The organism is Isoptericola sp. NPDC057653 (assembly GCF_042799955.1).
Taxonomy (GTDB): Bacteria; Actinomycetota; Actinomycetes; order Actinomycetales; family Cellulomonadaceae; genus Isoptericola.
In genome coordinates this window covers 1,230,132-1,251,645 of the sequence record NZ_JBHVHP010000001.1, presented here as the reverse complement: position 1 = coordinate 1,251,645, position 21,514 = coordinate 1,230,132, and the positions used below count along the sequence as shown (strand labels likewise).

16 protein-coding genes are annotated in these 21,514 nt (G+C 73.2%); 7 read left to right on the top strand and 9 right to left on the bottom strand.

Annotated features, from left to right (window positions below):
- Nucleotides 1-957 carry an ABC transporter permease gene (locus tag ACFU9A_RS05700; RefSeq protein WP_430574286.1) on the bottom strand — a complete coding sequence of 319 codons (957 nt, stop codon included), beginning with the start codon at nt 955-957 and terminating at the stop codon, nt 1-3.
- Between the two features lie 154 nt (nt 958-1,111).
- Nucleotides 1,112-2,722 (bottom strand): ABC transporter substrate-binding protein, encoded by a 1,611-nt coding sequence (locus ACFU9A_RS05695; RefSeq protein WP_430574285.1) that lies wholly within the window; start codon nt 2,720-2,722, stop codon nt 1,112-1,114.
- 141 nt (nt 2,723-2,863) lie between these two features.
- On the opposite strand from ACFU9A_RS05695, the gene ACFU9A_RS05690 reads away from it, so the two are divergent.
- From ACFU9A_RS05690 to ACFU9A_RS05670, 5 genes are all read left to right on the top strand, one after another.
- Entirely contained in the window at nt 2,864-3,568 is a 705-nt protein-coding gene (locus ACFU9A_RS05690) for a FadR/GntR family transcriptional regulator (RefSeq protein ID WP_430574284.1), read from the top strand.
- The gene (locus ACFU9A_RS05685) at nt 3,565-4,629 is read left to right on the top strand and encodes a Gfo/Idh/MocA family protein (protein WP_430574283.1); all 1,065 of its coding nucleotides are present in this window, start codon (nt 3,565-3,567) and stop codon (nt 4,627-4,629) included. The genes ACFU9A_RS05690 and ACFU9A_RS05685 overlap by 4 nt, the downstream gene beginning before the upstream one ends.
- Nucleotides 4,626-5,711: a Gfo/Idh/MocA family protein gene (locus ACFU9A_RS05680; protein ID WP_430574282.1), complete on the top strand. Its 1,086-nt coding sequence runs from the start codon at nt 4,626-4,628 to the stop codon at nt 5,709-5,711. Before ACFU9A_RS05685 ends, ACFU9A_RS05680 begins: the two co-directional genes overlap by 4 nt.
- Nucleotides 5,711-6,493, top strand: a complete 783-nt coding sequence (nagB, locus tag ACFU9A_RS05675; protein WP_430574281.1) for a glucosamine-6-phosphate deaminase — start codon at nt 5,711-5,713, stop codon at nt 6,491-6,493. Before ACFU9A_RS05680 ends, nagB begins: the two co-directional genes overlap by 1 nt.
- 237 nt (nt 6,494-6,730) lie before the next feature.
- Nucleotides 6,731-8,602, top strand: a complete 1,872-nt coding sequence (locus ACFU9A_RS05670; RefSeq protein ID WP_430574280.1) for an exo-alpha-sialidase — start codon at nt 6,731-6,733, stop codon at nt 8,600-8,602.
- An 83-nt stretch (nt 8,603-8,685) separates the two neighbouring features.
- On the opposite strand, the gene ACFU9A_RS05665 is transcribed toward ACFU9A_RS05670, so the two are convergent.
- Nucleotides 8,686-11,253: an ATP-dependent Clp protease ATP-binding subunit gene (locus tag ACFU9A_RS05665; RefSeq protein ID WP_430574279.1), complete on the bottom strand. Its 2,568-nt coding sequence runs from the start codon at nt 11,251-11,253 to the stop codon at nt 8,686-8,688.
- Nucleotides 11,254-11,460: 207 nt separating this feature from the next.
- Here ACFU9A_RS05665 and ACFU9A_RS05660 point away from each other — a divergent pair, with 207 nt between their 5' ends.
- The gene (locus ACFU9A_RS05660; RefSeq protein ID WP_430574278.1) at nt 11,461-12,159 is read left to right on the top strand and encodes a hypothetical protein; all 699 of its coding nucleotides are present in this window, start codon (nt 11,461-11,463) and stop codon (nt 12,157-12,159) included.
- Between the two features lie 212 nt (nt 12,160-12,371).
- Nucleotides 12,372-13,253 carry a universal stress protein gene (locus ACFU9A_RS05655; RefSeq protein WP_430574277.1) on the top strand — a complete coding sequence of 294 codons (882 nt, stop codon included), beginning with the start codon at nt 12,372-12,374 and terminating at the stop codon, nt 13,251-13,253.
- A gap of 12 nt (nt 13,254-13,265) precedes the next feature.
- Here ACFU9A_RS05655 and ACFU9A_RS05650 read toward each other — a convergent pair whose 3' ends face one another.
- From ACFU9A_RS05650 to ACFU9A_RS05625, 6 genes are all read right to left on the bottom strand, one after another.
- Nucleotides 13,266-14,504 (bottom strand): cystathionine gamma-synthase, encoded by a 1,239-nt coding sequence (locus tag ACFU9A_RS05650; RefSeq protein ID WP_430574276.1) that lies wholly within the window; start codon nt 14,502-14,504, stop codon nt 13,266-13,268.
- Nucleotides 14,505-14,529: 25 nt separating this feature from the next.
- The gene (locus ACFU9A_RS05645) at nt 14,530-15,939 is read right to left on the bottom strand and encodes a cystathionine beta-synthase (protein ID WP_430574275.1); all 1,410 of its coding nucleotides are present in this window, start codon (nt 15,937-15,939) and stop codon (nt 14,530-14,532) included.
- A 45-nt stretch (nt 15,940-15,984) separates the two neighbouring features.
- Complete coding sequence (locus ACFU9A_RS05640; protein WP_430574274.1) at nt 15,985-18,021, bottom strand: ABC1 kinase family protein; 2,037 nt, start codon at nt 18,019-18,021, stop codon at nt 15,985-15,987.
- A gap of 121 nt (nt 18,022-18,142) precedes the next feature.
- The gene (locus ACFU9A_RS05635) at nt 18,143-18,613 is read right to left on the bottom strand and encodes a hypothetical protein (protein ID WP_430574273.1); all 471 of its coding nucleotides are present in this window, start codon (nt 18,611-18,613) and stop codon (nt 18,143-18,145) included.
- Nucleotides 18,614-19,178: 565 nt separating this feature from the next.
- Nucleotides 19,179-20,495: an oligosaccharide MFS transporter gene (locus tag ACFU9A_RS05630; protein ID WP_430574272.1), complete on the bottom strand. Its 1,317-nt coding sequence runs from the start codon at nt 20,493-20,495 to the stop codon at nt 19,179-19,181.
- Nucleotides 20,495-21,511, bottom strand: coding sequence for a family 43 glycosylhydrolase (locus tag ACFU9A_RS05625; RefSeq protein WP_430574271.1), 1,017 nt, complete (start codon nt 21,509-21,511; stop codon nt 20,495-20,497). The genes ACFU9A_RS05630 and ACFU9A_RS05625 overlap by 1 nt, the downstream gene beginning before the upstream one ends.
- Between the last annotated feature and the right edge of the window lie 3 nt (nt 21,512-21,514).

The window sequence follows — 21,514 nt, the reverse complement described above, 5'->3', positions numbered from 1 at the left end:
TCACACCGTCCTGATCCGCGGGTTGACGAGCACGTACAGCAGGTCGACCACGATGTTGATGACCACGAAGGCCAGGGCGACGGTGAGCGTCACGCCCTGCACCAGGTTGGCCTGGTTGGAGGTGATCCCCTCGAGGATCAGCGTGCCCATGCCGGGCAGCGCGAAGATGACCTCGATGACCACGGCGCCGCCGATGAGGTAGCCGACCCGCAGCCCGAGCACGGTGATCGGGGTGATGAGCGCGTTGCGCAGCACGTTGCGGCCGACCACGACGGTGCGGGGCAGCCCCGCCCCGATCGCCGTGCGGACGTAGTCCTTGTCGAGCTCCTCGACCATGGAGGTGCGCACGACGCGGGTCATCTGGCCGATCACGGGGACGGCGAGGGCGACGGCGGGCAGCGCCATGCGCGCGAGGTACCCGGCGGGGTCGTCGGCGAAGGCCGGCAGCGGGCCGCTGCCGGGCAGCCAGCCCAGCTGCAGCGTGAAGAGCTGGATGAACAGCACGGCGAGCCAGAAGGACGGCGTCCCGAGCGAGACCACCGAGAGGACCCGCACGGCCTGGTCGGGCCACCGGTCGCGGTACAGCGCGCCCAGGATGCCGAGGCCGAAGGCGAAGACGATCGCGATGGCGAGGCCCATGAACGTCAGCGCCAGGGTGATGGGCAGCGCCTGGGAGATCGCGTCGGACACGGACAGGTGCCGCGCGGTGTAGGTCCCGAGGTCGCCGTGCAGCAGCCCGCCGAGGTAGCGGACGTACTGGGCGAGCAGCGGTGCGTCGTAGCCGTTGGCCTCGTTGTAGGCCGCCCGGGCCTCCGGCGAGGACCCCTCGCCCAGGGCGAGGAACGCCGGGTCGACCGGCGAGAACGACATGACGAAGAAGACGAGGAAGGTGATGCCGAGGATCATCACCGGAAGCTGGAGGAGGCGGCGGGCGATCAGCCGCAGCACGTTGCTCATGGCGCGGCTCCGGGGGCGCGGGGCGCCCGCGTCGCGGTGCTGGTCGGAGTCATCGGCGGTTCCGTTCGGGTCGCGTGGGAGGGGCCGCGGGGGCGCGGCCACGGCCGTCCTGCCGGGCCCGGCGTCGGTGCCGGGCCCGGCAGGACCGAGGGGGTCAGCTCGCGGTCGACCCGACGTCGAGGAACGACAGGCCGGTCACGGGCAGCGGCTTGAAACCGGCCAGCTGCTCCCCGTTCCAGGCGGTCGGCAGCTTGCGGTGGAACAGCGGGTACAGCGGCACCTGGTCGGAGATCAGGTCGAACGCCTGGTTCCACAGCTCCTGCTGCTCGTCCCCGCTGGCCTGCACGGCCTGGTCGAGCAGCTTCTGCAGCTCGGCGAACTCGGGGTCGTCGTTCCAGCGGTAGCGCGACTTCGACCAGACGTTGTCCCCGTACCACCACCGCATGAGCAGGTCGGGGTCGTTGCCGAAGACCGACGGGTCGCCGGGGGCGACCATGACGTCGAAGCCGCCGTCGTCGACCTTGGCGTACTGCCCGGCCGACTGGCCGACGTCGAGGCGGGTCTTCACGCCGATCGCCTCGAGGTCCTCCTTGATGAGCGGCGCCACGTCGCCCACCCACGCGGTGTCGGTGGTGGTCAGGTCGATCGAGAGGTTCTCGACGCCGGCGTCCGCGAGGAGCTGCTTCGCCTTCTCCGGGTCGTGGCTGTAGACCGTCGACGCCTCGTGGTAGTTCGGGTGGTTCGCGGGCAGGAAGCTCGTCGCCGCCTCCGCGTTGCCGAGCATGCCGGTCGCGATGATCTTGTCCATGTCCAGGGCGTAGAAGAACGCCTGCCGCACCCGGGGGTCGTCGAAGGGCTTCTCGTCCGTGTTGAACATCATGAAGAGCAGGCCGAAGGACTGGACCGACTCGACGGACGAGGCGCCCTCGAGCGTCGGGATGTCGATGTACGGCACGTCCTCGATCGCCTGGACGGTGCCGGAGCTCTGGGCGGTGACGCGCGCGGCGGGGTCGGAGAGCAGGTCCCACTGCATCCCGGCGGCCTGGGCGGGGCGCGGTCCGGTGTAGTCGTCGAACCGGTCGAACGTGATCTTGTCGCCGGGGGTCGCCGCGGTGAGCTGGTAGGGGCCGGTGCCGGCGGGCAGGGCGTTGAAGGCGTCGTAGTCGGACTCGACGACGGACCTCGGCACGATCTTCACGGTCGCGAGCCGCTCGGCCACCAGGGTGAAGGGGTACTTGGTGGTGATCGAGACGGTCGAGTCGTCGACCGCCTTCACCGAGTCGACGAAGTCGATGAAGTCCGCGTACAGGGACTCGTTCTTGGGGTCGAGCACCCGCTCGAAGCTGTAGACGACGTCGTCGGTGGTCACCGGGTCGCCGTTGTGGAACACCGCGCCGTCGCGGAGCGTGACCTCGTAGTGGGTGTCGTCCACCTGCTTCGGCAGATCGGCGCCGAGCGCTGCGTACACTTCGCGCGTGGCCGGATCGATCTCGGTGAGACCTTCCATGACGTGCCAGTTGGCCGCGACCGTGACCGCGCCCGTCGTGGTCATGGGGTCGAAGCCGCCCCCGAGGTCGTACGAGATCCCTGCCTTGAGGACGGCGTCCTTGTCGACGTCGCCCTGCGCCGCCCCGGCCTGTCCGGAGCCGCTGCCGGTGGCGCCCGCGCCACCGGAGCACGCGGCGAGCCCGAGGGCGACGACGACGCCCGCGGCGACGGCGGCGAGCCGCCGCCGTCCGGACGAAGAGCTATCGCGAAGCTTCATTGGTTCTCCTGACGGTGAGGTCGGCAGACGACCACGTCAGCCGACATCAGATGTCTGATGTTGTGTAGCCTGACACTAGGACGAGCAACGAGGAGGGTCAAGATGGTGGAGCAGGATCGGTGGTTCAGCACGATCAGTCCGGTGACGACGCACGGGAGCCCGCCGCGGCGGACGACCACGGCGGACCGGATCAAGGACTTCATCCTCGGCGAGGGCCTCCGCCCCGGGGACCCGCTGCCCACCGAGGCGGAGCTGTGCGAGCGCCTCGGCGTCTCGCGCTCGAGCGTCCGCGAGGCCGTCCGCACCCTGTCGACGCTCGACATCGTCGAGGTGCGCCACGGGCACGGCACCTTCGTCGGCAACATGTCGCTCGACGCCCTCGTGGAGGCGCTCGTGTTCCGCGGCGTCCTGAGCCCTGGCGACGACCTGCGGGCCCTGCGCGACGTCGTCGAGATCCGCCGCGCCCTCGACCTGGCGATGGCGGAGCGCATCGTCGCCAGCCTCGCCGGCACCGCCAACCCCGACCTGCACGCCCTGGTGGACGAGATGGTCGCCGCCGCCGCCGACGGCCGCACCTTCCCCAAGCAGGACCGCGCCTTCCACACCGGGCTGCTCGCCCGCCTCGACAACTCCCTCGTGGGTCAGCTCGTGGCCGCGTTCTGGGACGTCCACACCGCCGTCGTGCCGAAGCTCGGGATCTCGGTCGCGGCCGACCTCGAGCAGACGGCCCAGGCGCACGGCCTCATGCTCGACGCCGCCGAGGCCGGCGACGTCGAGGGCTTCCGTGCCGCTGTCGTGTCGCACTACGACCCCATCGACCGGGCCCTCGAGGTGACGACGGCGTGACCGAGACCGCCCAGCCCGCCGCCCCGCCGCACGACGGAGGGCGCCGGGTCGGCGTGGCCGTCGTGGGCATCGGGTCCTTCGCCCACGAGCACCTCACGACCCTGGCCGCCCTGCCCGGCGCCGACGTCCGGTGGGTCGTCGGGCACGACCTCGCGCGGACCCGCACCCTCGCCGCCCTGGTCCCCGGGGCGCGCGCGACCACCCGCCTCGACGAGGCCCTCGCGGACCCCGGGGTGGCGGCCGTCGACGTAGTCACCGCGACCCCCACGCACGAGCGCGACACGATCGCGGCCGGCGAGGCGGGCAAGCACGTCCAGGTCGAGAAGCCGGCGGCGCTCTCGCTCGCCGGGCTCGACGCGATGGTCGACGCGACCGAGGGGCGGGGCACCACCCTGGTCGTCGGCCAGACGGTCCGGTTCCAGCCCGCCGTGACGGCGCTCGCCGCGGCCGCGCACGCCGGCCGGATCGGCACCCCGCGGCTGGCCCACATCTCCTGGTACACCGCCCACTCCTGGCCGGGCGGCTGGCGCGGCTGGCAGCTCGACCCCGAGCTCTCCGGCGGCCACCCGGTGCACAACGGCACCCACATCATGGACGCGGCGACGTGGCTGCTCGGCGACGACCCCGTCGAGGTCTTCGCGCGCGGCTTCCGCACCTTCTCCCCCGACATGGACTCGCCCGACTCGTTCCACGTCCAGCTGCGCACCGCGTCCGGCGCCCTGGCGACGCTGGAGCTCTGCTACGCGCTGCGCCGTCGCGGCGAGCTGCTGCGACGCGTGGTGCTCGTCGGCACCGAGGGCACCCTCGCGCACTCCACCGCCGAGGAGGACGGGCTCCACACCGACGCCCTGGCCGCCGCCCCCGCGTCCGTCGACGGCGCGCTGCGCCTCCAGCTGGCGCACTGGCTCGACGTGGTGCGCGGCACCGCGGCGCCGGTGGTCACGACGCCTCAGGTCCGGGCCGCGCTCGCGACGGCGCTCGCCGCGCAGCGGTCCCTCGTGTCCGGGCGGCGCGAGCGCGTCGCGGACGTCCCCGGCTACCTCCCGGCGGTGGCCGCATGAGCGCCCGCCGGCTGCGCGTCGCGTTCGCCTCGGCCGTGCGGCACGCGTCCGACTACCTGCGCCTCCTGTCCGACGACGACCGCGTCGAGCTCGTCGGCGTGGTGGAGGAGGCGTCGGCGCCCGACTGGGTCCGCGAGGACTCGCGGTCCGCGGCCGAGCGCGCCGGGGTCGCCTTCGCCGAGGTCGACGACGTCGCCGCGCTGGCCGGCGGCGGCCCGCTGGGCGACCCGCCGGACCTCGTCGTCGTGTGCGCCGAGCCGACCCGGCACGCGCGCCTCGCCGTCGCCCTCCTCGACGCGGGCCTCGACGTGCTCGTCGACAAGCCCGTCGCGACCACGTCCGCGGACGCCGACCGGGTCGCGGCGGCCGCCGCCCGCGCCGGCCGCGTGTGCGCGGTGATGAACCGGACCCACGCGCCCGCCCTCCGGCGGCTGCGGGAGTGGGTCGACGCGGGCCACGTCGGCCTCCCCCGCCACCTGGACCTCGAGCTCCTGGCCTCCGGGGCCCACTTCGCGACCTCGGTCGAGCGGCCGGAGCTCGTCGTGGACCGCGAGCTCTCCGGGGGCGGCGAGCTGCTCAACTTCCTGGGGTACTGCACCGACGCGGCGGCCTACCTGACCGGGCTGCGCGCCCTGGAGGTGCACGCCTTCACGGGGTCGTTGTTCCTCGAGCCGCACCGCGCGGCGGGCGTCGAGGACACCGCGGTCGTGACCGTCGGGCTCGAGCGCGGGGTCACGGTGACGGTCACGCTGGGGCGCGTCCCGTTCGCGCCCGGCGGCACCCCGACCACGTCGTCCGTCCGGCTGCTCGGCTCCCACGGCCACGCGGTCGCGGACGACGACGCCCCCGCGGTCGCGCACTTCGGCGCCCACGGGCGCACCACGATCGCCCCGGACGCCGGCCAGGTCGCCGCGGCGGCCTACCTGCGGCACGTGGTCGACGCGATCCTCGCGGGAGGGCGACCCGACTACGGGATCGCCGAGGCGCGGGAGTCCCTCGCGGTGACCGACGCCGCCTACCGCTCCGTCGCCACGGGGGACGTCGTGCCCGTGGCCGCCCGCCCGGTCGGGGAGGTGGCCTGATGGAGGTGGTCGTCGCCCCCGCCGAGGAGCTGGCCGTGCTGGCGGCCGACGCGATCGAGACCCTGCTGCGCCGCGACCCGGCCACGGTGCTGGGGCTGGCGACCGGGTCGAGCCCGTTGAAGGTGTACGACGAGCTGGCGCGCCGCCACCGCGAGGAGGGGCTGTCGTTCGCCCGCGCGCGGGGCTTCATGCTCGACGAGTACGTGGGTCTGGCGGCGGACCACCCGCAGCGGTACCGCAACGTGATCGAGACGGAGATCGCCTCGCGCGTCGGGTGGCCCGCGGACCAGGTGTCCGGGCCGGACGGCCTCGCCGAGGACCTGCCCGCGGCGTGCGCCGCCTACGAGCAGGCGATCGCGGACGCCGGCGGGGTGGACCTGCAGATCCTGGGGATCGGTACGGACGGGCACATCGCGTTCAACGAGCCGGGGTCCTCGCTCGCGTCGCGCACGCGGATCAAGACGTTGACGCGCCAGACGCGGGTGGACAACGCGCGGTTCTTCGACGACGACGTGGAGCAGGTGCCCACGCACTGTCTGACGCAGGGGTTGGGCACGATCATGTCGGCGCGGCACCTGGTGCTGCTGGCCACGGGCCGGGGCAAGGCCGAGGCGGTGCACCAGCTGGTGGAGGGTCCGATCTCGGCGATGTGGCCGGGCACGGTGATGCAGATGCACCCGCACGCCACGGTGCTGGTCGACGACGCGGCGGCCTCGCGGCTGCAGCTGGGCGACTACTACCGCCAGACCTTCGCCTCCAAGCCGGACTGGCAGGGCCTGTGACCCGGAGGGCCCGGCCGCACGGCCGGGCCCTCCGTCGTCCGGCCGCCCCTCCGTCGTGAGGCCGGCCGCGGCGCACCCCGCCGCCGCGGCCGCGCGACTCCTTGACCCCGTCGCGACCTGCGGCTACGTTCAGGACGTCAGACATCTGACATCACTTCTCTAGCCCGGCAGTGCCGCCGACGCGACCGCTCGCACCGGTCCGGCGGCCCGCACCCGGGCCCCACCGGAAGGAACGGCATGCTCGGACACCTCCGCAGACCCGGCGCCCTCACGGTCGCCGCCACGCTGGCCCTCGCGATCGGGGGCACCGTCGTCCCCGCGACCACCGCCACGGCACACCACGCGACCCTCGCCCCCGACCACGACGTCGCCGACCCCACGGGCGGCCCCGGCAGCTACCGCGAGGAGCAGCTCGCCACCAACGGCGAGGGCGGCTTCCCCAACTACCGCATCCCCGCGCTGACCGTGACCCCGGGCGGCGACGTCCTCGCCTCGTACGACGGCCGCCCGACGGCGATCGACGCCCCGGGTCCGAACTCGATCCTCCAGCGGCGCTCCACCGACGGCGGCGCCACCTGGGGCGAGCAGGAGGTGGTCGCCGCGGGCCGCACGTCGGCCCCGGTCGAGGGCTTCTCCGACCCGAGCTACGTCGTCGACCGCGAGACCGGCGACGTCTTCAACTTCCACGTGAAGTCGTACGACCAGGGCTTCGGCGGGTCGCGCCCCGGCACCGACCCGGACGACCGCGGCGTGCTGCACGCGAACGTCTCGACCTCCACCGACGACGGGCACACCTGGAGCCACCGCACCATCACCGCGGACGTCACCGCCGACCTCGGCTGGCGCTCCCGCTTCGCCGCGTCGGGCCAGGGCATCCAGCTGCGCTACGGCGAGCACGCCGGGCGGCTGCTGCAGCAGTACACGATCATCGACGCCGCCGGCCAGTTCCGTGCGGTGACCGTCTACTCGGACGACCACGGCGACACCTGGCAGGTCGGCACCCCCGTGGGGACGGGGATGGACGAGAACAAGACCGTCGAGCTGTCCGACGGCCGCGTCATGCTCAACTCGCGCGACTCCGCCCGCTCCGGCTTCCGCAAGGTCGCGTACTCCACGGACGGCGGCGTCACGTACGGCGAGGTGACCGTCGACCGCGAGCTGCCCGACCCCGCCAACAACGCCTCGATCGTCCGCGCCTACCCGAACGCCCCGCAGGGCTCCGACAAGGCCAAGGTGCTGCTGTTCTCGAACGCCGCCTCGCAGAGCTCGCGCTCCAACGGCACGGTCCGCATCAGCCACGACGACGGCGAGACCTGGCCCGAGGCCCGCACGTTCCGGGCCGGCAGCATGTCGTACTCGACCCTCGCGACCCTGCCCGACGGCACCGTGGGGCTGCTCTACGAGCCCGGGGACGGGATCCGGTTCGCCACGTTCGACCTCGACTGGGTGCTGTCGGCGCCGGTCGTCACCCCCGGGGAGATCGACGTCACCGGCGGCACGCTGACGAACCCCCAGGACTCCTGGGCCGTGGGCGACACGCTCCGGTTCACCTACACCGTCCGGAACGTGTCCGGGGCGACCACCACCGTGGTGCCGACCGGCAACCTCGCCGGGCTCGACCCCGCCGACGGGGCCCCGAACTGCCGGTGGCGCGGCCTCAGCGGCAACGACCGCTACACCTGCACGTCCGCGCACCACGTGGTCACCGCCGAGGACCTCGCGGCGGGCGGGTTCACGCCCACCACCACGTGGACGTCGACGTCCGGCGAGACCGTCACCACCGTCGACCTCGACGGGCCGCGCGTCGCCTTCCCCGCCCCGGCCTGGGACGCGTCCCGCGCGTACGGCGCGGGCGACGAGGTCGGGTTCGGCGGCTCCACGTGGCGCGCGTCCTGGTGGACGCGCGCCGAGGAGCCGGGCAGCACCACGACCGGCTCGTGGCAGGAGATCCTCGTCGACGAGGCCGGCCGCACCGTCTGGACGCCGAGCCGCGTGTTCCACCAGGGCGACGTCGTCACCCACGACGGCGCGGCGTACACCGCGCGCTGGTGGACGCGCGACCAGGAGCCGGGCCGCTCCGGCAGCGGCCCCTGGCAGGCCGCGGACTGACCGGCCACGCGCACGACGAGGGCCCCGGATCCTGGTGGATCCGGGGCCCTCGTCGTCGACCGTCCGGTCAGGGGGTCAGCGCGTCACTCCGCGCCGGCCTGCATCTGGCCCGTCGGGGGCAGGTCGTGCACCGACACGCCGGCCGGGGCGTCGAGCGCCGCCGTCGCGCCGACCGAGACCGGCCCGCGCTCGTGCTCGCTCTTCGGGACCCCGCGGAAGGTGAACTCCCCGAGGATGCCCTCGCCCACGCCGTCGACCAGCACGAGCTCGCCCGACTTGATCTCGCCGAACAGGATCTTCTCGGACAGGGTGTCCTCGATCTCCCGCTGGATCGCCCGCTTGAGCGGACGGGCGCCGAGCACCGGGTCGTAGCCCTTCTCCGCCAGCAGGTGCTTCGCGGCGGGCGTGAGCTCGATGCCCATGTCCCGGTCGCGCATCCGCTTGTTGAGCTTGGCGATCTCCAGGTCGACGATCTCGATGATCTCGTTCTGCGAGAGCTGCGGGAACACCACCACGTCGTCGACGCGGTTGAGGAACTCCGGCCGGAAGTGCTGCTTGAGCTCCTCGTTGACCTTCGCCTTCATGCGCTCGTAGGAGGTCACCAGGTCGCCGCCGGCGTTGAAGCCGGTCTGGACGCCCTTGGCGATGTCCCGCGTGCCGAGGTTCGTGGTCATGATGATCACGGTGTTCTTGAAGTCGACCACCCGGCCCTGCGAGTCGGTCAGGCGACCGTCCTCGAGGACCTGCAGCAGCGAGTTGAAGATGTCCGCGTGGGCCTTCTCGACCTCGTCGAACAGGACCACCGAGAACGGCTTGCGACGGACCTTCTCCGTGAGCTGGCCACCCTCGTCGTAGCCGACGTACCCGGGGGGCGAGCCGAACAGCCGCGACACGGTGTGCTTCTCCGAGAACTCGGACATGTCGAGCTGGATCAGCGCGTCCTCGTCCCCGAAGAGGAACTCGGCGAGCGCCTTGGCCAGCTCGGTCTTACCGACGCCCGTGGGGCCGGCGAAGATGAACGAGCCACCGGGACGCTTCGGGTCCTTGAGGCCGGCACGCGTGCGGCGGATCGCCTGGGACAGCGCCTTGATGGCGGTGTCCTGGCCGATGACGCGCTTGTGCAGCTCGTCCTCCATGTGCAGGAGCTTGGTGGACTCCTCCTCGGTGAGCTTGACGACCGGGATGCCGGTCGACATCGCCAGCACCTCGGCGATGAGCTCGTCGTCGACCTCCGCGACGGAGTCGAGGTCGCCCGACTTCCAGGCCTTCTCCTTGTCGGCGCGCTGGGCGGTGAGCTGCTTCTCCTTGTCCCGCAGCCCGGCGGCCTTCTCGAAGTCCTGCTCGTCGATCGCCGACTCCTTGTCGCGGCGCGCCTCGGCGATCTGCTCGTCGAGGGCCTTGAGCTCCGGCGGCGCCGTCATGCGGCGGATCCGCAGGCGCGCGCCCGCCTCGTCGATCAGGTCGATCGCCTTGTCCGGCAGGTACCGGTCGTTGATGTACCGGTCGGCGAGCTGCGCGGCCGAGACCAGCGCGGAGTCCGTGATGGACACGCGGTGGTGCGCCTCGTAGCGGTCGCGCAGGCCCTTGAGGATCTCGATGGCGTGCTCGAGCGACGGCTCGTTGACCTGGATCGGCTGGAAGCGGCGCTCCAGGGCCGGGTCCTTCTCGACGTACTTGCGGTACTCGTCGAGCGTGGTCGCGCCGATGGTCTGCAGCTCGCCGCGGGCCAGCATCGGCTTGAGGATGCTCGCCGCGTCGATCGCGCCCTCGGCGGCACCCGCCCCGACGAGGGTGTGGATCTCGTCGATGAACAGGATGATGTCGCCGCGCGTGCGGATCTCCTTGAGCACCTTCTTGAGGCGCTCCTCGAAGTCGCCGCGGTAGCGGGAGCCCGCCACCAGGGCGCCGAGGTCCAGCGTGTAGAGCTGCTTGTCCTTCAGCGTCTCGGGCACGTCGCCGCGCACGATGTCCTGGGCGAGGCCCTCGACGACGGCCGTCTTGCCGACGCCCGGCTCGCCGATCAGCACGGGGTTGTTCTTGGTGCGGCGGCTCAGCACCTGCATGACGCGCTCGATCTCCGTCGAGCGGCCGATGACCGGGTCGAGCTTGCCCTCGCGCGCGGCCTGGGTGAGGTTGCGGCCGAACTGGTCGAGGACGGCGGAGCCGGACGGCTGCCCCTCCTGCGGGCCGCCGGCGGCCACGGGCTCCTTGCCCTGGTAGCCGCTCAGCAGCTGGATGACCTGCTGGCGCACCTTGTTCAGGTCGGCGCCCATCTTGGTGAGCACCTGGGCGGCGACACCCTCGCCCTCGCGGATGAGGCCGAGCAGGATGTGCTCGGTGCCGATGTAGTTGTGCCCGAGCTGCAGCGCCTCGCGGAGCGACAGCTCCAGCACCTTCTTGGCGCGCGGCGTGAACGGGATGTGCCCGCTCGGGGCCTGCTGGCCCTCGCCGATGATCTCGGTGACCTGGGTGCGGACGCCGTCGAGCGAGATCCCCAGCGACTCCAGGGCCTTCGCGGCGACGCCCTCACCCTCGTGGATGAGACCGAGCAGGATGTGCTCGGTACCGATGTAGTTGTGGTTGAGCATCCTTGCCTCTTCCTGAGCAAGGACGACCACCCGACGGGCTCGGTCGGTGAATCTCTCGAACATGTGCTGCTCCCTCACGAGCGGCGTTACCTGCACCCCGTCGGAATGACGGCTACAGCCTGACCGCTACGACTCTATGCGCTCCCAACTCGCCGAAGCCCCTCGGTAAGCCCATGTTCGCCAGGGGCGTGACGGCGTGCCACGTTGCCAGCCGCGGGGGGAGCGGTCCACGCTCGGGGAGAGGCGGTCGTCGCCAACCAGGGGGTACCGATGGACGAGATCGAGCAGCAGCCGGGGACGTCGGGGGGCGGGAGCCCGCGGGCCTGGAACGGGGACGACGCCCGCCTGGCGCAGTTCTCCGGGGTCGTGGCCGAGGTCCGCGACCCCCTCACCTGGGGACTCGACCTGGAGGACGAGTCCCTCACCGGGCACGCGGACTCCGACGACCCGACGTGCGAGCGGTTCGTGCGCGCCTACCGCTCCTTCACCGGGGAGGCGCTCGAGGTCGAGACGCTCCGTACGCGGGTGCCGGAGGACGACGTCGAGGACGTCGTGCGCGCGGCGTGCAGCGGCGCCCTCGCGGCCCCGCTGCACGCGGACATCGCCGCGCCCGTCGAACCCGACCCGTCGGGCGCCGCGGGCGGCCCCGTCGGCGGGACGCCCGACTTCGCCGACTCCTTCCAGGACTACCGCAGCGCCATGCGCGCCCTGGTCGCCGAGGTCGACGAGGCGCCCCTCGACACCGGCACGTTCGCCGTCGACGGCGAGGACACCCCGTGCGTGCGCGTCACCGCCCGCGACACCACCGCCGTGTACGTGGCCGCGGCCGACCGCGCCCTCGTGGTCACCGGCCCGGCGGACCTGGTCGACCAGGTGCAGGTCGTGACGCAGCCGGTGGACGACCTGCTCACGGGCGGGCCCGGCCGCGGCCGCGGCAACCAGGACGCGCCGCCGCCCGCGGACGACTGAACCGGGGGGCCGACCCGCGGGCCCGCGGCGGCGGCCCTCGCGGCGGCCCCCCGCAGGCCCGGGCGGCCGGCCCGGCGGGCGTCACGACGCGGGCGCGTGATCGATGTCCCGGCGCCCCGCCCTGACGTGCGGCGGGGCCCGCCCTATCCTGCAGACGAGGGCGCGTCGTCCGCGACGGGCGGCGCCACGCGACGAGAGAGTCGGGGTGACCGATGCGCGGCATCGTGGTCGGGGTGAACGGGTCGGCCGAGTCGGACGAGGCCCTGGACTGGGCGATGGGCGAGGCCGCGTCGGCCGCCGTGCCCCTGACGGTGGTCATGGTCACCGCGGGCGCGGGCAAGGGCGCCGACGACGCCGCCCACGAGGTGGCGCTCGCGCCGGCGCGCGAGGAGGCGCAGGGGCTGCTCGACGCCGCCCGCGGCCGCACGGGCCTGGAGGTCGACGGGTCCGTCGTCGCCCGGCCGGGGCCCGCGGCCGACGCGCTGCTCGAGCTCGGCGCCGACGCCGACATGCTGGTCCTCGGTCGGCGACGGCGCGGCCGCCTGGGCCGCGCGGTGCTGGGCTCGGTGTCCACGACGGTCGTCGAGCACGCCCGCGTGCCCGTCACCGTGGTGCGGCACGGCGACCCGGCCGGGGAGCCCGAGGACGACGCGGCCGCGGACGGCGGGTCGCCGCGCATCGTCGTGGGCGTCGACACGTCGGCCCCGAGCGTGGCCGCGCTGCGGCACGCGTGCGAGGTCGCGGGGCGCACGGGCGCGTCCGTCGAGGCGATCTTCGCCTGGCAGATCACCACGCTGGCCCCGCTGCCCGGGTCGTGGGGCTGGGCGCCGCCCATCGAGGACTACGAGAAGTTCGCCACCGACTCCCTCGCCGAGGCGGTCCGCGCCGCCGGGGCGACCCTGCCGCCCGAGCGCCTGGTGCGGCGCATCGTGCACGGGCAGGCCGCCAAGCAGCTCGTGCTCGCGGCGCAGGGCGCCGAGCGGCTGGTCGTCGGGGCGCGCGGCCTCGGCGGCTTCGACCGCCTGCTGCTCGGCTCGGTGAGCCGCCAGGTGCTCGACTTCGGTCCCTGCCCCGTCACCGTGGTGCGCGGCTGACGCCCACCGCCCTCAGGCGAGCGCCTGGTCGAGGTCCGCGACCAGGTCCTCCACGTCCTCGATCCCGACCGAGAGGCGCACGAGGTCGTCCGGGACCTCGAGCGACGTCCCGGCGACCGAGCCGTGCGTCATCCGGCCGGGGTGCTCGACGAGGGACTCCACGCCGCCGAGCGACTCGGCGAGCGTGAAGACCCGCGTCCGCGCGCACACGTCGAGCGCCCTCGCCTCGCTGCCCGCCCGGAACGAGACCATGCCGCCGAAGCCGCGCATCTGCCGGGCGGCGACCTCGTGCCCCGGGTGGGACGCGAGGCCCGGGTAGATCACCGCGGCCACCGCGGGGTGCCCGGCGAGGAAGTCCGCGACCGCGGCCGCGTTCGCCTGGTGGCGGTCCATGCGCACGGCGAGCGTCTTGAGCCCGCGCAGCGTGAGCCAGGCGTCGAACGGGCCCGCGACGGCGCCCGAGGAGTTCTGGTGGAAGCCGACGGCGCCGGCGACGTCCGTGCCCCCCGCGGGCGACTCGAGGCCGCCCGGCAGCACCGCGCCCGCCCCGACGACGAGCGCTCCCCCGACGACGTCGCTGTGCCCGCCGATGTACTTGGTCGTCGAGTGCACGACGACGTCGGCGCCGAGCGCGAGCGGCTGCTGCAGGTACGGGGTGGCGAACGTGTTGTCGACGACGAGGAGCGCGCCCGCCTCCCGCGCGACGCCGGCGAGCGCCGCGAGGTCGCTGACGCCGAGCAGCGGGTTGGTGGGCGTCTCGACCCACAGCACCCGGGTCTCGGGCCGCACCGCGGCGCGGACGGCGGCGACGTCGGTGAGGTCGACAGGCGTGTGCTCGATCCCCCACGGGCCGAAGACCCGGGCGATCAGCCGGTAGGTGCCGCCGTACGCGTCGTCGGGCACGACCACGTGGTCGCCCGGGCGCAGCACCGCGCGCAGGAGCGTGTCCTCGGCGGCCAGGCCCGAGGCGAACGCGAACCCGCGGGCGGGCGCGTCGAGCCCGCCCGACTCCGCCGCGGCGAGCGCCTCCTCGAGCGCGGTCCGCGTGGGGTTGGCCGACCGGGAGTACTCGTACCCGCCGCGCAGGCCGCCCACGCCGTCCTGCTTGTACGTGGAGACCTGGTGGATCGGCGGCACCACGGCGCCCGTGGTCGGGTCCGGGTCCTGGCCGGCGTGGATCGCGCGCGTCGAGAAGCCCGTCGCGGTCCAGTCGGGGTGCTCGCCGCCGTGCTCGCTGCTCGTCGTGGTCACCCGGCCAGCGTACGCACGAGCGTGGTCACCGGCCCGCGACGAACCCGAGGAGGTCGTGCCGCGTGAGGACGCCGACCGGGTCGCCGTCCTCGACGACCAGCAGCGCGTCGTCGTCGTGCAGCGCGGCGCGCACGGCCTCGACCCCCTCGCCGGCGCCGATGAGCGGGAAGCGCGGCTGCATGTGCGCGTCGACGCGGTCCGCGAGGCCCGCGCGGCCGGCGAACACGGCGTCGAGCAGCGCGCGCTCGCTCACGGCGCCCGCGACCTCGCCGATCTTCACCGGCGGCTCGGCCCCGACGACCGGCATCTGCGAGACGCCGTACTCGCGCAGGATCTCGATCGCGTCGCGCACCGTCTCGCTCGGGTGCGTGTGCACGAGGTCGGGCAGGCGCCCGTCCTTCGCGCGCAGGATGTCGCCCGCGGTGACGCCCTGCTCGTCGGGCAGGAAGCCGTACGAGCGCATCCACGTGTCGGAGAAGATCTTCGAGAGGTACCCGCGCCCCCCGTCGGGCAGCAGCACGACGATCACGGCGCGCGCCGCCGCGGCCGCGTCCTCGTCCTCGAGCCGACGCGCGAGGCGCAGCGCCGCCTGGACCGCCATCCCGCACGACCCGCCGACCAGCAGGCCCTCCTCGCGGGCCAGCCGCCGGGTCATGGCGAACGAGTCCGCGTCGGTCACGGCGATGACCTCGTCCGGCACCCGCGGGTCGTAGGCCGCGGGCCAGAAGTCCTCCCCCACGCCCTCGACGAGGTACGGGCGGCCGTCGCCGCCGGAGTAGACCGAGCCGGCGGGGTCCGCTCCGACCACGCGCACCCGGCCGCCGTCGGCCGCCGCGCGGTCCGTCGAGACCTCCTTGAGGTAGCGGCCCGTGCCCGTGATCGTGCCGCCGGTGCCGACGCCCGCGACGAAGTGAGTCACGCGGCCGTCCGTGTCGGCCCACACCTCGGGGCCGGTGGACTCGTAGTGCGACAGGGGCCCGTTCGGGTTGGCGTACTGGTCGGGCTTCCACGCGCCGGGGATCTCCGCGACCAGCCGGTCGGAGACCGAGTAGTAGGAGTCGGGATGGTCGGGCGGCACGGCGGTGGGCGTCACGACGACGCGCGCGCCGTACGCGCGCAGCACGTCCCGCTTGTCCTCGCTCACCTTGTCCGGGCAGACGAACACGCAGTCGTAGCCCTTGCGCTGCGCGACGAGGGCGAGGCCCACGCCCGTGTTGCCCGACGTCGGCTCGACGATCGTGCCGCCCGGCCGCAGCGCGCCCGAGGCCTCCGCGGCCTCGATCATCTTCAGCGCGATGCGGTCCTTGACGGAGCCGCCGGGGTTCACGTACTCGACCTTGGCGAGGATCGTCGCGCTCAGGCCCTCCGTGACACGGGTCAGCCGGACGAGCGGGGTGTGCCCGACGAGCTCGGAGATGTGCTCCGCGTATCTCATGACCCGATCATGCCCCGGTCCGACGGCTCCGTCACCGCCGGGCGCTCACCAGCGGTCGCGGGCCGTCCCACGGAACGCTGACACCAGCACCCGCACCGCGAGCACGGTCCCGACGAACGCCAGGGCCGCGCCGAGCACGGTGAACCACGACAGCTCGGGCGCGAGCATCGGGCCGCCGTCGGCGACGAGGAGCACGACGGCGCCGACCACCGCGCCCACGGCGACGAGCGTCATGATCACCTGCTGCACGAGCCCGGAGAGGAAGGCGCGGTCGGCGGGGTCGGAGAACGCGCGGACGGTGACCGTGAAGCGCCCCTCCTCGAGGTCGCGGAGCAGGCCGGTCACCCGCCGGGGCAGGCGCTCCAGCTCGGGCGCGAACCCGAGGAGCTGCTGGGTGGCCTTGCGCCGGACGGCCTCGGGCGTCACGAGGCGGGACAGCAGCGGCCGCCCCTGGGTGCGGGCCGCGGCCACGAGGTCGTAGCCGGGGCACAGCAGGTCGAGGGTGCCCTCCAGCGAGGCGAAGGTGCGGAACGCGGCCGCGACCTGCGGCGGCACCGCGATGCCCGCCGACGTCACCAGGCGCACGAGGGCGGCGAAGACGGCCCCGGCGCCAGCCCCCGCGCGGAACCGGAGCACCAGCTGCCCCACGTCCCGCTCCAGCCGACGCGCGTCGAGCCCGGCGGGCGCGTCGAGCAGCTCCAGCAGGGCGTCGGTCGCGGCGATGGCGTCGTCGCCCTCGATCGCCAGCAGCAGCGCGCCGAGGGCGATCCGCTCGGGCTCGCCGAGGCGGCCCACCGAGCCCATGTCGAGCAGCGCCAGGCCGCCGTCGGCCGTGACGAGCACGTTGCCGGGGTGGAGGTCGGCGTGGAAGGTGCCGGCCACCAGGAGCTGCTCGAGCGCGGCGCGCAGCATCCGGTCGGCCAGGTCCGCGCGGGTCGCGTCGTCGAGCGCGGCGAGGAGGTCCTGGGCGCGGCCGACGGGGACGCCGTCGAGCCGCTCCAGGACGAGCAGCGTGTCCCCCGACGGCCCGTCCACCACCTGCGGCACCACGACCAGCGGGCCCGACGACGCGTCGTCGTGCGTCACCACGTCGAGCGCGGCGCGCAGGGCGCGCGTGTTCTCCGCCTCGACCGCGTAGTCCAGCTCCTCGCGCAGCGAGGCGGCGAACCCGTCCGCCAGCGCGACCACGCCGAGCGCGCGACCCCACGCCGTGTCCCGCTCCACGCGGCGGGCGAGGCGGCCCAGGATCGCGAGGTCCACGGCCACCTGCTCGCGCGCGCCGGGGCGCTGCACCTTGACCACGACCTCGCGCCCGTCGAGCAGCCGCGCCGCGTGCACCTGCCCCACGGACGCGGACGCGAGCGGACGCGGGTCGAACGCGGCGAACACCTCGGCCACGGGCCGGCCGAGTCCCGCCTCGACCAGCGGCTCCACCTGCTCCCACGGGGCGGGCGGCACGTCGCTCTGCAGCGTCGCGAGGGTCTCGGTGATCGCGTCGGGCAGCAGGTCGCGGCGGGTGGAGAGCATCTGCCCGAACTTCACGAAGGTGACGCCCGCGTCGGTGAGCGTGTCCCGCAGCCCGACGGCGAGCCGGTGCACGTCCGACCGCGACGCCGTCCCGACCCCGGCCCCGCGCACCCGTCCGAAGGCTCCCCCGAGCCCGTGCCGCACGGCGATCGCCACGACCTGCGCGTACCGGCGCGTCTCGCGGCGGCCCTGCCGCAGCTGCCGCACCGCGCGCCACGGCGTGGGCAGCGTGCCCGTGGGCACCAGCAGCTCCAGCACGAGGAGCACGCACAGCCCCAGCACGAACGCCCACGCGAACACGACGGCGATCGCGACGAACGCGACCCCCGGGTCCACCGCCAGCACGCCGTCGTCGTCCCACCACCCGGCGGCGCGCAGCCCTCCCGTCAGGGCGGCCGACGCGCCCGTGATCGCGACGAGCGACACGAGCGTCGCGCGGATCCACCCGACGGGCGCCCCCATCACGCGCCGCGCCGTCCAGGCCAGCAGCACGAGCATCGCCACCGTCGACACGAACGCGAAGATCCCGCCGACCACCCCGCCTACCGCGTCCATGCCAGCTCCATGGCACCCACTCTTCCGGACCCGACCCGCCGCCGTCGTGCCGAACAGGCGGTTGCGCGCGTCCTGAGCTCTCAGAACGTGCGCAACCGCCTGCTCGGCGCTCGTCCGCGGGTCAGGCGCGGGTGGCCCAGGCGGCCAGCGTGAGGGCGACGACGTCCTCGGCGAGCGCGGCCGGGAGGTCGGGCCAGCCGCGCCGGGCGACGGAGGCCCGCCAGGCGGCGCCGGCGCCGGTCCCCACCGCGCCCCCGACGGCGCCGGCCAGGCCGGCCGCGACGGTGGAGGCCGCCGTGGCGTGGTGCCGGACGGCGAGCAGCAGCCCGCCGGCGGCGCCGCTCCCGGCGCGGACGTCGGGCCCGGGCGGGTCGAGGCGGCTGGGCGCGGTGGGGAGCTTGTCCCCGACGAGCTCCCCGGCGACGGCGAGCCCCGCGACCAGCCGCAGCACGCCGGCGGGGCGGCGCAGGCCGTGGGTGGGGAGCCGGTGGGCGGGGGCCGGGCCGAGCAGCGGGGCGGCGACGCCGAGCGTCGAGCGCGACCCGGCGGCCAGACCCAGCGCCAGCGCGCGGACGACGAGCGGTGCGGTCATGCGCCCATAGTGACACCCACTCAGAATCCGACAAGTGGACGCCATCACCGCGAAGTGCGAGAGGGCGACGCACAGCCATCTATTCGTAGACCTACGCGCCTATCGGCTGCACTTTGTCGTGAAGGTCGTCTCGCCCCGATTCCCCCCGGACGCGTAGCTGTAGAGCGTGGTCTTGTAGGTCCAGACCCACCTCGTCCCCACCTTCTTCTTGTCGCGGTTCGGAATATGACGAGCCTTGGCCAACAAGATCGGCGACCATCGGAAATGGGTATAGTTCTTCGAGCATACAGGCGAAGCATAATTCCACGTAATATCGGCGATTGCGGTCCTAACCCCCGACTGCGGTACGGCAGCCGACGCAGGCTGGGCGCCAACAACAGCAACGCCCAGCGCCATACCAATCGCCACGCCGAGCCCAAGAATTCTATGACGCATCTCTGCATGCCTCCGGTAGAGAACCTGTCCTTCAGAGCACCATGGACTGCGGCAACATTGGGCGCAAGTCGAGTCGGGTATATTGCAGAAAGCGCAAGCGCCCCGGGTCTTCCCGATCACGGTCAGGCTTCTAGACCTCATGCGCAGCACGCGCCTCAGGCACACCGCTGTCCTCCACCCCCAGCGCTCGGTCGTCGCGCATCAACACCACGGCAGCGGTCGTCACCACGGCGACCACGACCGCCATCACCACGTAGGAGTGGGCGAAACCGATCGCCTCATAGCTGTAGCCGAAGACCGTGGAGAACAGGGCGACACCGATCTGCTTCGACATGTTGAACCCGAGCATGTAGGCCGTCGCCGAGATCCGGACGTCGAACATCCGCGTGATGTACTTCATCACTGAGACGAGCATGAAGGGCATCTCGATGGCCGCCAGAAGCCGCCACACGACGAGCATCTCCGGCCCGGTGATGAACGCGGAGCCGAGGACGCGCACCACCAGGACGACGGCGAACACGAGAAGCCCGTTGCGTGCACCGATCTTGTTGACGATGAACGGCGCCACGACCATGAAGGCCGCCTCCGCGAAGATCTGCACCGACACGACCCGGGTGAACAGCACGTCGGCGTTGCCGCCGATCATCTCGACGAAGTAGTTGGGGAACTGCGCGTCGAAGACGTCGTAGATCGCGGCCGTACCGAACATGAGGACGCAGAACCCGACGAAGCTGCGGCTCGTGACCAGCGCCCGGACGCTCTCCCTCGTGACGCGGGGCCTGGAGCCCTGGTCGCCGTCGACGCCGGCGGCACGAGCACCCGGTTCGCCCGGCTTCGGGGTGCGCGCCAGGAAGAGCAGCGTGCCCAGGACGACGGCGGAGAAGGACCCTGCCCACCAGATGCTGTCCGGGTTCGCCGCCCAGATGAAGCCACCCACCAGGGACATGGTGCCGCCGGCGATCGAGCCAAAAAGGCGGATGTGGCCGTACTCGAAGTTGTTCGCCCGAGCGTTCCGCTCGTTGAACGCCTCGACGACACCCACACCTGAGTTGAGACAGAGGCTCAGGAAGACACCGCCGACGACGGCGGCGAGCACCTGGTTGACGCCGATGAGCGGCATGAACACGAACATGAAGAACGGACCCATGAGGGCGCCGCAGATCACGACGAAGTAGAAGAGGTTCTTCCGGAACCCGAGCCGGTCCTGCAACACCCCGTACAGCGGCTGCAGCAACAGCGCTGTCACGGCCTGCACCGTACCGACGACACCGATCGGCCCCGGCGTCATCCCTTCATGCTTCAGCCACAGCGGCAGGAACGTGAAGACGAGCTGCCAGCTCGCGAAGTAGAAGAAGAACAGACCGCCGTAGTTCCAGAACACGATCTTCTTCAGCGACTCCCTCGCCCGGGGCGTGGCGGTCTCGGGCGCCGCGGTGGTGGTGCTCATCAGAAGGCTCCGTCGGCGGGGAGGACCTCGGTGGAGGTGGGGGTCGGGCGGGTGTCGGCCACGGGCGTGCCCCACACGGGGTGGCCGTCGGCGTCGAAGGGCAGCACCTGCGCGCGGGCGTGCCGGTTGGGGTCGCGCAGCGGGTCGCCGACGATCTCGGTGTAGGTCCGCGCGTGGTAGACGAGGACGGCGTCGCCGTCGGGCGTCTCCGTGAACGAGTTGTGGCCCGGTCCGTACTGGCCGGCGGCGGGGTCGGAGACGAAGACGGGCTCGGGGCTCTTGGCCCACGACGCGGGGTCGAGGAGGTCCGCGCCGGCGTCGGCGGTGAGCAGGCCCATCGCGTAGTCGATGCCCGTGGCGGCGCCGGAGTAGGTGAGGAGGACGCGGCCGCCGCGGACGAGGACGGACGGGCCCTCGTTGACCCAGAAGCCCCGGGTCTCCCAGTCGAACTCGGGGTGCGTGAGCTCGACGGCGGGCGTCGCGAGGGTCCACGGGTTCGCCATGCGCGCGATGTAGAGGTTGGAGTGCCCCTTGACGTCGGGGTGCTGCTGCGCCCACACGAGGTACTGCGCGCCGCCCGTCACGAAGCTGGTGGCGTCCAGCGCGAACGACTCCCAGCCGGTGTCGACCTGGCCGCGCTCCACCCACTCGCCGTCGAACGGGTCGTCGGCGGCGTTCTCGAGGACGAAGACGCGGTGGTTGAAGGTGTCGTCCGTGCCCGGCACGTCCACGGTGACGGACTCGTCCGGCGCGGCGGCGTAGTAGACGTACCACTTCCCGTCGACGCGGTGGATCTCGGGCGCCCAGATCAGGTGCGACTGCGGACCCTCGGCGTGCCGCTCCCAGATGGTGACCTCGTCGGCCGCCTGCAGGTCCTCGAGCCGCTCGGCGCGGCGCAGCACGATGCGGTCGTACCGCGGGTGGGAGCCGGTGAAGTAATAAGTGCCCTGGTGCCGGAGCACGCACGGGTCGGCGCGCTGCAGCACGATCGGGTTGACCGTGACCTGATCCGTCATTGG

Coding starts and splice junctions, on each gene's coding strand:
- ACFU9A_RS05700 (WP_430574286.1), bottom strand. CDS start 957: ATGAGCAACGTGCTGCGGCTGATCGCCCGCCGCCTCCTCCAGCTTCCG.
- ACFU9A_RS05695 (WP_430574285.1), bottom strand. CDS start 2,722: ATGAAGCTTCGCGATAGCTCTTCGTCCGGACGGCGGCGGCTCGCCGCC.
- ACFU9A_RS05680 (WP_430574282.1), top strand. CDS start 4,626: ATGAGCGCCCGCCGGCTGCGCGTCGCGTTCGCCTCGGCCGTGCGGCAC.
- nagB (WP_430574281.1), top strand. CDS start 5,711: ATGGAGGTGGTCGTCGCCCCCGCCGAGGAGCTGGCCGTGCTGGCGGCC.
- ACFU9A_RS05670 (WP_430574280.1), top strand. CDS start 6,731: ATGCTCGGACACCTCCGCAGACCCGGCGCCCTCACGGTCGCCGCCACG.
- ACFU9A_RS05665 (WP_430574279.1), bottom strand. CDS start 11,253: ATGTTCGAGAGATTCACCGACCGAGCCCGTCGGGTGGTCGTCCTTGCT.
- ACFU9A_RS05660 (WP_430574278.1), top strand. CDS start 11,461: ATGGACGAGATCGAGCAGCAGCCGGGGACGTCGGGGGGCGGGAGCCCG.
- ACFU9A_RS05655 (WP_430574277.1), top strand. CDS start 12,372: ATGCGCGGCATCGTGGTCGGGGTGAACGGGTCGGCCGAGTCGGACGAG.
- ACFU9A_RS05645 (WP_430574275.1), bottom strand. CDS start 15,939: ATGAGATACGCGGAGCACATCTCCGAGCTCGTCGGGCACACCCCGCTC.
- ACFU9A_RS05640 (WP_430574274.1), bottom strand. CDS start 18,021: ATGGACGCGGTAGGCGGGGTGGTCGGCGGGATCTTCGCGTTCGTGTCG.
- ACFU9A_RS05635 (WP_430574273.1), bottom strand. CDS start 18,613: ATGACCGCACCGCTCGTCGTCCGCGCGCTGGCGCTGGGTCTGGCCGCC.
- ACFU9A_RS05630 (WP_430574272.1), bottom strand. CDS start 20,495: ATGAGCACCACCACCGCGGCGCCCGAGACCGCCACGCCCCGGGCGAGG.
- ACFU9A_RS05625 (WP_430574271.1), bottom strand. CDS start 21,511: ATGACGGATCAGGTCACGGTCAACCCGATCGTGCTGCAGCGCGCCGAC.